This is a genomic window from Rodentibacter mrazii, assembly GCF_001998825.1.
GTDB lineage: Bacteria > Pseudomonadota > Gammaproteobacteria > Enterobacterales > Pasteurellaceae > Rodentibacter > Rodentibacter mrazii.
This window is the reverse complement of sequence record NZ_MLHG01000092.1, coordinates 1-9,208: the sequence shown is the minus strand read 5'-3', so window position 1 is coordinate 9,208 and position 9,208 is coordinate 1. Positions and strand designations below refer to the sequence as shown.

8 protein-coding genes and 1 pseudogene are annotated in these 9,208 nt (G+C 38.2%); 3 read left to right on the top strand and 6 right to left on the bottom strand.

What is annotated here, in order from left to right:
* Positions 1-186 precede the first annotated feature (186 nt).
* A complete protein-coding gene (locus BKK47_RS11205; RefSeq protein ID WP_077494909.1) occupies positions 187-750 on the top strand; it encodes a YceB family lipoprotein in 564 nt (187 codons plus the stop codon).
* A gap of 6 nt (positions 751-756) precedes the next feature.
* Here BKK47_RS11205 and BKK47_RS11200 read toward each other — a convergent pair whose 3' ends face one another.
* From BKK47_RS11200 to BKK47_RS12500, 5 genes and pseudogenes are all read right to left on the bottom strand, one after another.
* Positions 757-1,593: a DUF72 domain-containing protein gene (locus BKK47_RS11200; RefSeq protein WP_077494908.1), complete on the bottom strand. Its 837-nt coding sequence runs from the start codon at positions 1,591-1,593 to the stop codon at positions 757-759.
* A 106-nt stretch (positions 1,594-1,699) separates the two neighbouring features.
* Positions 1,700-3,055 carry a quorum sensing histidine kinase QseC gene (gene qseC / locus BKK47_RS11195; protein ID WP_077494907.1) on the bottom strand — a complete coding sequence of 452 codons (1,356 nt, stop codon included), beginning with the start codon at positions 3,053-3,055 and terminating at the stop codon, positions 1,700-1,702.
* Entirely contained in the window at positions 3,045-3,713 is a 669-nt protein-coding gene (locus tag BKK47_RS11190; RefSeq protein ID WP_077494906.1) for a response regulator, read from the bottom strand. Before BKK47_RS11190 ends, qseC begins: the two co-directional genes overlap by 11 nt.
* 59 nt (positions 3,714-3,772) lie before the next feature.
* Positions 3,773-4,075 (bottom strand): annotated as a pseudogene (locus BKK47_RS11185) (YgiW/YdeI family stress tolerance OB fold protein); the annotation flags it as partial.
* Positions 4,047-4,184 carry a hypothetical protein gene (locus BKK47_RS12500; RefSeq protein WP_158074771.1) on the bottom strand — a complete coding sequence of 46 codons (138 nt, stop codon included), beginning with the start codon at positions 4,182-4,184 and terminating at the stop codon, positions 4,047-4,049. The pseudogene BKK47_RS11185 and the gene BKK47_RS12500, both read right to left, overlap by 29 nt.
* A 205-nt stretch (positions 4,185-4,389) precedes the next feature.
* Here BKK47_RS12500 and BKK47_RS11180 point away from each other — a divergent pair, with 205 nt between their 5' ends.
* On the top strand, positions 4,390-5,706 hold the full coding sequence (locus BKK47_RS11180; RefSeq protein ID WP_077494905.1) for a CitMHS family transporter: 1,317 nt from the start codon (positions 4,390-4,392) through the stop codon (positions 5,704-5,706).
* A 576-nt stretch (positions 5,707-6,282) separates the two neighbouring features.
* On the opposite strand, the gene thrS is transcribed toward BKK47_RS11180, so the two are convergent.
* On the bottom strand, positions 6,283-8,214 hold the full coding sequence (gene thrS, locus BKK47_RS11175; protein ID WP_077494904.1) for a threonine--tRNA ligase: 1,932 nt from the start codon (positions 8,212-8,214) through the stop codon (positions 6,283-6,285).
* Between the two features lie 271 nt (positions 8,215-8,485).
* Between thrS and BKK47_RS11170 the strand changes: the two genes are divergently transcribed.
* Positions 8,486-9,070 carry an FMN-dependent NADH-azoreductase gene (locus tag BKK47_RS11170; RefSeq protein WP_077494903.1) on the top strand — a complete coding sequence of 195 codons (585 nt, stop codon included), beginning with the start codon at positions 8,486-8,488 and terminating at the stop codon, positions 9,068-9,070.
* Positions 9,071-9,208 lie beyond the last annotated feature (138 nt).

Below are 9,208 nucleotides of genomic sequence, written 5' to 3'. Positions count from 1 at the left end.
TTATATACTCGTTTACCTTTCTGCTCTTCTAAAACACGCTTAACATATGCCTGAAATTCGGCATTGACGCAAGATTTCGTCACAATATCACTCCAGTTCATTTATACTATATAATATAGTTTTACTATGTAAAAACCATGCGTATTCTACGGACTTATTTCAATCTTTCAACTTAATAGGTATTTTATGAAAAAACTCAAAATTTCTCTCTTTACTCTATTACTTGGGTTTTCTACCTGTCTCCCGGCACAATCTTCACCTTTTAGTCTTACTGAAAACCAAATTAATCAATATTTAATAGAAAAGGGTGCTATTAAAGATAAATTTAACTTTCCCGGTTTATTTTCGTTAGATTATCAGTTAAAAGATCTCACTACTAAAATTGGACGAGGAACGGAAAAACGCGTTGAAATAAATGGAACAGCTGAGGGATTATTCAAACTGGGGAATAAACAATTCCCGGCTAAGTTAAATCTCACTTTTGATACCATTCCTTATTATAACCCGGAAAAAGGTGAGATCTATCTACGTAATTTACGTATTTTACAATGGTCCGGAGAGCCTAAAGAGTATATGGAACAATTACAAATCGCTATGCCGTTTTTAAGTGAAAGTATTGCGATGCTACTTTCTTCAATGCCGATTTATACTCTTGATGAAACAAACATCCGAGATGTTTTAATCAAAAAATTTGCTAAAGGAATTAAAATTGAGCCGGGTGTTTTGGAACTTGAGACCAATGTCCTATAAAACTTTTCAAAACAAATCCCATTGTTGATGAGGAATCTCATCAACTTGGGTTTTCATTTCAAAGCCAAAAGGTTGCAACAGATCTTTGAGCGTCGCAATATTATAAAACGAATGGCTTTGCGTGGTATTTTGGAAATAAATAAACAATCTTTCGAACCGCTCTTTTTGCTGAACAATCAAATTTGCAATTTCGACCAGTTCATTTTCGGTATAACGATAGTTATGTCGTGCCTGAGCAGAATTTTCACGCCACCAGTTTCCGTTGCGACCATGTAAGCGCAAATAGCCTGTATTTGGGTTAATTTTTAATTGAAATATCGGCAATCCGACATTAGTCGGATAATCGACATTTCCCCAAATTAAATTAGGTTGTCGACAAAATGTCTCAAATACCGTTTCACAATGCCAGCTAGGATGACGAAATTCGATCGCCATCGGATAATCCGTAAACCATTGGAGCAATTCCGCTAAATAGCGGCGATTATTGAGATTACGTTCAAATCGATGGGGAAATTGCAAAAATAACGCAGCAAGTAGTTGTTTTTCAACTAACGGCTGTAATGCATTGAGAAAAGCTTTAGCATTTTCTTTTGTCGCAACTCGAGTATGGCTAAAATCTTGATACAATTTAATTGAAAATTGCAATTTTCCGTTCGATTTTTCCAACATTCCTTGCACGACTTTCAATCCAATAGGCGCATGAAAACTACTATTGATTTCTACGGTATCATAGTGTCGGCAATAATGGCTTAAAAAATCCTCTTTTGCTGTTCCTAAAGGATAAACAGTACCAAGCAAATCGCTATCTGCGTAACCGCCCGTACCAATGTAAATATGAGGCATTTAATGTTTTCGATAAAAATTGAGATGCTTATTTTAAGAGAGAAAATGAAATTTTAAAACAGAGGTGAAGGATATTTTCTTGAACCGAATCACCTCAAATATATTTCTACTGCAAGCCGATAATGGCTCTAAATCCGATGATTTTTCCGGAATCCATCACATTTTCTAACCGCACTTTGTAGTGATGCAGTTCTGCGATGCGAAATACAATGGACAAACCTAAACCACTTCCCTTTTCATTTTGTCCAGCCGGGCGATAAAAGCGTTGTCCCAATCGGGCTAAATCACCTTCACTGACTCCACCGCCGTTATCTTCTACAACAATATCGTTTTGAGATAAAATAATTTTTACCAAAGCCCCTGATTTTGCATATTTAATCGCATTATCAATAAGATTTCTCAACATCAGTGAAGCCAAAATAGGTTGCCCGCTCTTTTCAGAAGGAATGGAATTTTCTTCAAATAACAACTCGATATGTCGTTTTTGTGCTGAAATATAAAGTTCACTAATTAATGAAGGGATGATTTCCTGCCATTTTATCGGTTGTAACTCATCCAGTTCTTTCAAATTATCTAAACGGGATAAGGTTAAAAGTTGCTCAATCAACTGACTGGCACGATCAATCCCTTGTGTTAAATTCGTTAAGGCTTGTTCCCGCATGGTTTTATCATCTCCGGCAAGTTGAGCCACTTCAGTTTGAATACGTAATGCGGCTAATGGACTGCGTAATTCGTGAGCTGCATCAGAAGTAAAACGACGTTCTCTTTTTAACATCACCGAAGTGCGGTCAAAAAATTGATTTAAATTTTTCACCAACGGCAAAATTTCGGTTGGGACATTTGAGGTATCAAGCAACGACACATCCCCCGGTTTTCTTCGTAACACTTCACGACTTAATTGATTAATCGGTTTTAATGCTTGGTAAATTAAATAAAAAACCACTGCCAATAGAATCGGTAAACTACCAAACCAAATGGCAGTTTGTCCAAATACCATTTTATTCACCAACTCTTCCCGATATTCTATTTCTTGACCAACGGCAATTCGCAATTCCCCTTGTGCTACCGGTAACCAATAAATTCGCCATTTATCATCATCGTTTTCAATATAGGCCGAACTAAACCCTTCCTTATCACTAAAGATAAAATGATCACCGTTATCGCTGTCACTTAATAACCGCTCCCCTTTTTTAGAAAAGATTGCAAAAGCAAGAGCATCGTCATCATATTTCCGTTTTAAAGGTTTAAATCCACCACGATTAAAATGGGTATTATCCAGTAAAATATTCTGTAAATCTGAGGTAGCGAGACGTTCGGCAAACAGTACTTGTTGTGCATCAAACACTTCATAGGCTTCTTTTTTAGCGACTATCCAAGCGACAAAGGTTGAAATAAGCCACACGAACAGTGCAATCAAAAATAGTCCGCTCATTAAGCGAAATTTTAAACTCTTATTTTTCATCATGTTGCCCTAATGCATAGCCCACGCCATGAACGGTACGAATAAATTGTTTTCCCAATTTTTGGCGTAAATTATAAATATGAACATCTAAGGCAGCACTGCTAATTTCTTCTTCCCACGTCGATAATTTTTCTTCAATAGTTGAACGGGAAAGGACACGATCTTTATTCAACATAAAAAGTTCCAATAACTTATATTCTCGTGTCGTGAGAGAAAGCGGTTTATCATTTAGCCGCACACTTCGTTGATTAGGATCAAGCGTGACATTGAGATGGGTGAGCACAGGCGTGGTATGCCCATAACAGCGGCGAATTAACGCCTGTAAACGTGCGACAACCTCAGCTAATGCAAAAGGCTTACAAAGATAATCATCTGCCCCTTTTTGCAGCCCTTTTATGCGCTCATCTAAAGTATCACGAGCGGTCAAAATAAGAACAGGAATAGACTGATTGTTTGTTCGCCATTGTTGCAAAATATCCAATCCGTCCATTTTCGGTAAAGTAAGATCCAATACGACAGCATCATAGGGTGCAGAATCGAGAGCATTTAAACCCGTTTCACCATCCGTAAACCAATCCACCACAAATCCGGATTTTGATAGTCCGATGTGTAAACCGTTGCCGATTAATGTATCATCTTCAATTAATAAAATTCGCATAAAATTGACCGCTCTTTCAAAATAAAATGGTGGAAAAAACCACCATTTTCAATGATTGATTAATTAACTTTCTCAATACTATATACTTCAATATCTGCTTTTTCAAAGGCTTCGTTATCTAATTTCCCACTGATTTTAATTTTATCTTGTGGACCAACATTTAAACCGTTCCATACACGATCTTTGATTTCCACTTTGATTTGTGCAGAGCCGTCAGTGAAAAAGTAATCATCACTGCCAATTTGTTGGGTAATGCTACCGCCCAAGGTTACCATACTATTATCTTTTTCCGATAATGCCTGTTTTACGCTGATAACTTGCCCTGTTCCCTGCTTAAACCCGCCTTGAGTAGTATTGGTATTTCCCGTCGTGGTCTTGGCGTTCTAGCCCGCCGATTTTATCTACACCGATTTTCTTCACCAAATTGATAAAACACTCATAAACAGTTGGTTGATCTGTTAATGAAGCCACTGAATTTGACTGCTGAAAGGTGTAAAGTACTGGTTACATTTCTTAATACATTGTAATGTTACGTTTACAAAAGGTTGCTTTTAGTCTAGCTTTCAAAAATTGTTAATTAAAAATTGTGATCTTATTATCAATATGTGAAAAAAGTCCTTTTCAATGTGCAAAATATCGTATAGTTTGAATAAACTGGTTCAATAGGAGGAAAACTATGATTACGTTAATCGGATTAGCGATTATTTTTACCATCGTTTTATTGTTACTGACCGAGAGAACCTCACCAGTTGTCGCTTTAGTGTTAATTCCAGTCATCGGTGCATTTCTTGCTGGCTTTTCCATGGAGGATTTAACAAAATTCTACCAATCAGGAACAAAATCGGTCGTGCAAATTGCCATTATGTTCATTTTTGCTATCATCTTTTTTGGTATAATGAACGATGTCGGTTTGTTTAACCCAATGATAAACCAACTGATTCGGCTAACTGGCGGTAATGTGGTGGCGGTAACGGTCGGCACGGTGATTATTTCTACTATTGCCCAATTAGATGGTGCAGGCGCATCGACTTTCTTACTGGTTGTTCCTCCGCTCTTACCACTTTATAAAAGACTAAGAATCAATCCCTATTTACTCTTTTTACTGCTAGCTGCCAGCGCTGGTATTATCAATATGTTACCGTGGGGTGGGCCTTTAGGGCGGATTGCCAGTGTATTAGGCAAAGATGTTGCCGAGCTATACCAACCTCTGATGGTAGTACAGGGTATTGGGATTGGTATTACCTTAATGGTAGCCATTCTTCTCGGTTTAAAAGAGAAAAAGCGTATTACGAAAGAATATGGTGACAGTCTGTACGACGTGACATTTGATACTAGTGTCGGCACAAAGGAAAATTTATCGCAAAAAAGCCCTAAAGCACCACCGAAAGGGCTTTTTCTGATTAACTTGGCATTATTCATTATCACTTTAGGCGTGTTAGTTTCTGCCATTTTACCTTCCGGCTATGTTTTTATGATCGCTGTTGTTTTGGTGCTTTTAATTAATTTTCATGATCCAAAAGAGCAACTTGCACGCATCAATGCCCATTCAGGCGGAGCGATAATGATGGCAAGTATTATCTTGGCTGCCGGCACGTTTTTAGGGGTGATACGAGAATCGGGAATGCTCACTGCGATTGCAACCAATTTAGTCAAAATTTTGCCGGATAGTTTAATTCCGTATCTTCACATTGTGATAGGGATTCTCGGCGTACCACTAGAATTAGTATTTAGTACGGATGCTTACTATTTCGGCTTATTTCCGGTGGTTGAGCATATCACCCAACAAGCTGGCGTACCGTCTGTTTCGGTAGGCTATGCAATGATGATCGGCAGTATTGTCGGCACCTTTGTTTCACCGTTTTCTCCAGCGCTTTGGATGGGATTAGGACTGGCTAAACTCTCAATGGGGCAGCATATCCGCTATTCATTCTTTTGGATTTGGGGAATTTCACTGCTAACACTCGGTGGCACAATCTTGCTTGGGATTATTTAATAGCGTAAGCGGTTATTTGGGTACGAAAATAGGCAAAACATAGAAAAAATAGATAACCGATCGATCTTTCGAGTATGTTTTAAGCAATAAAAATACATTTACTCTCTGAAAGCATTAGCCACAACGATTGCTTGGCGGCAAAGGGATATTTTTATAGCTTACGTCGGAAAAATCTAAATCTGTTTGTACGTTTAATTCTACAATTTCTATTTTTAGTTATTCACATAATATTCTTAGCCGAACATAAACTTTTCTACCTACTTTATCTTTTAATATTCTAAAACGACATTTCGGTGTCTAAACTAAATGATATTAATAATGCCAAATCACATGAGATGATTTATTCAGGCAAAGCCCTTTAAGTCGATAACCACCTTCACAGAAGTGTTTTTTAGTTAGTAATAAGAACCGTTTTAACATATTGATTTATTAATATCCGTTAACAAGGAAAAGTTAAGAAAGAGATACTTTTCTTAAAATTTATAAAAAAGGCTAGTATAACCTAGCCTTCATTATTTACTGCCGTAAAGTGCGGTCACAAAAAACAAGAGTTTGTGAATAATTTTGAAGGTGTTTTTACTCTTCATTTAGCAATTTTAATTCACGGTTTCTCACTTGTTTTTTCAAGATTTCCGTAAATTCTTCTACGCTGAATGTACCAAGATCCACGCCTTTACGGGTACGCACCGCCACTTTACCTTCTGCGATTTCTTTATCACCACAAACCAGCATATACGGCACACGGCGTAAAGTATGTTCACGGATTTTAAAGCCTACTTTTTCATTTCGTAAATCCGTTTTCACCCGTAAACCGGCATTAGATAACTGTTTTGCCACCTGTTGAACATAATCGGCTTGGCTATCGGTGATATTCATCACCACAGCCTGTGTAGGAGCTAACCATGCAGGGAAAAAGCCGGCGTATTCTTCGGTAATAATCCCGATGAAACGTTCGATTGAGCCTAAAATCGCACGGTGGATCATCACAGGGATTTTACGCCCGTTATCTTCAGCAACATAAGTGGCATCTAAACGTCCCGGCAAAGCAAAGTCTAATTGCACAGTACCGCATTGCCATTCACGACCTAAACTATCACGCAATGCAAACTCAATTTTCGGCCCGTAGAATGCCCCTTCACCTTCTTGAACTTCATATTCAAGATGATTGTGTGCCAAGGCTGCAGCAAGACCTGCTTCTGCACGATCCCACATTTCATCTGAACCAATACGGTTTTCAGGACGGGTTGAAAGTTTCACATAAATATCGGTAAAACCGAAAGTGCTGTAAATGTCATACACCATTTTAATACAGCTGGTGACTTCACTTTCGATTTGATCTTCCGTACAGAAAATATGGGCATCATCTTGGGTAAAACCACGTACACGCATTAAACCATGTAAAGAACCGGACGGTTCGTTACGGTGGCAAGAGCCGAACTCCGCCATACGGATAGGTAAATCACGGTAAGATTTTAAACCTTGATTGAAAATTTGTACGTGCCCCGGACAGTTCATCGGTTTAATCGCATATTCACGATTTTCCGATTGTGTCGTGAACATTAAATCACCGTAGTTTTGCCAATGTCCTGTTTTTTCCCACAACACTCGATCCATCATAAACGGACCTTTCACTTCTTGATAATCGTATTCTTTTAATTTCGTGCGTACAAAGGTTTCAAGCTCACGGAAAATCGTCCAACCGTCATTGTGCCAGAACACCATACCAGGCGCTTCTTCTTGCATATGGTACAAATCTAAGGCTTTACCGATCTTACGGTGATCGCGTTTTGCCGCTTCTTCCAAACGTTGTAAATATTCCGATAATTGTTTTTTATCTGCCCAAGCCGTACCGTAGATACGTTGTAACATTTTATTTTTGCTATCACCACGCCAGTACGCCCCAGCCACTTTTTGTAATTTGAAATGATGGCAGAAACGCATATTTGGCACGTGCGGCCCACGGCACATATCAATATATTCTTGGTGATGATATAACGCCGGCGTTGCCGTACGTTCAATATTTTCATCTAAAATTGCCATTTTATACGGCTCGCCACGTTGCTCAAAGGTATCGCGTGCCTCTTGCCAACTTACGCGTTTTTTCACCACATCATAATTGGTTTTCGCTAATTCAAGCATACGTTTTTCAATCGCCTCTAAATCTTCTTGGGTTAAAGAGCGATCTAAATCCACATCGTAATAAAAGCCATTTTCAATGGTTGGGCCGATAGCCATTTTCACATCTGGGAATAATTGTTTGATGGCATGACCTAATAAATGGGCACAAGAATGGCGGATAATTTCTAAACCATCTTCATCTTTTGCAGTAATGATTTCCAGTGTGGCATCTTGATCGATAATATCACAGGCATCACGGCGCTCACCGTTTACACGACCAGCAATGGTTGCTTTGGCAAGACCTGCACCAATATCTTGAGCGACTTCAAGTACGGAAACAGGGCGATCAAATTGACGTTGGGAACCGTCAGGTAAAGTAATAATTGGCATAATTTTTCCTTATACAGTGGTCACCCATACGAAAGGTGACATGCTCGTTTAAAAATTCAATAAAAATTAACCGCACTTAGCTTCATTCCTACCATTGAATGAGAAAAGTGCGGTCGCAAATTCTATCACTTTCTTACGATCTTGTTAAATAGAAAACAGCCTTGATTTTTTCATAAAAAGAAATAATGTTTTTCTTAAAAAGAACTTTATCTATGAAAAAATAAACACTAGAATCGCAACCCTTATTCTACGCAAGTTTAAAGGAAATAAAATGAGCAACGTATTGGTGTTAAAGTCAAGCATTCTTGCTGATAATTCTCAGAGTAACAAATTAGTGGATTATACGATCGAAAAACTACAAGGTAACAATATTGTGATTCGGGATTTAGTCAAAGACCCACTTCCCCACTTCGATGCAACAGCAGCTATTGCGGTGCGTGGCGAGCCCCAAACAGAAGAAGAAAAACAACTTCTTACACTTTCAAATGAGCTGGTTTCCGAATTAAAAAATGCGGATACTCTTGTCATTGGTGCGCCAATGTATAATTTGAATATTCCCACCCAATTAAAATCTTATTTTGATTTCATCGCCCGTCCACGTGTCACATTTCAATATACGGCAAACGGCCCGGAAGGTTTATTGAAAGGTAAAAAAGCCATTGTATTATGTGCAGTTGGCGGACTATATGATGATGAGAATCTCGTCACACAATATATGAAAGCCATTTTAGGCTTTGTGGGAATTACTGACGTACAGTTTGTCTATGCACAAGGTATTGGCTTTGGTCCGGAAGCGGTTGAAAAAGCATTACAGTCTGCCAAAGTAAAAATTAATGACATTGTGACCGCACTTTAATTTGAAATATCACCCTTTTCTAAGCCATCTTTGTATAGATGGCTTTTTTATACCATAAAAGGCATAAAAAATATTCACCCTCTAGAAAGGATATTTTTTGACTTATATCCTAAAAGGTATAATATACCAGATATACTT

Excerpts from the sequence above, each read along its gene's own strand:
- BKK47_RS11180 (WP_077494905.1), top strand. The coding sequence starts at position 4,390 with ATGATTACGTTAATCGGATTAGCGATTATTTTTACCATCGTTTTATTG.
- BKK47_RS11170 (WP_077494903.1), top strand. The coding sequence starts at position 8,486 with ATGAGCAACGTATTGGTGTTAAAGTCAAGCATTCTTGCTGATAATTCT.
- BKK47_RS11190 (WP_077494906.1), bottom strand. The coding sequence starts at position 3,713 with ATGCGAATTTTATTAATTGAAGATGATACATTAATCGGCAACGGTTTA.
- BKK47_RS11200 (WP_077494908.1), bottom strand. The coding sequence starts at position 1,593 with ATGCCTCATATTTACATTGGTACGGGCGGTTACGCAGATAGCGATTTG.
- thrS (WP_077494904.1), bottom strand. The coding sequence starts at position 8,214 with ATGCCAATTATTACTTTACCTGACGGTTCCCAACGTCAATTTGATCGC.
- qseC (WP_077494907.1), bottom strand. The coding sequence starts at position 3,055 with ATGAAAAATAAGAGTTTAAAATTTCGCTTAATGAGCGGACTATTTTTG.
- BKK47_RS11205 (WP_077494909.1), top strand. The coding sequence starts at position 187 with ATGAAAAAACTCAAAATTTCTCTCTTTACTCTATTACTTGGGTTTTCT.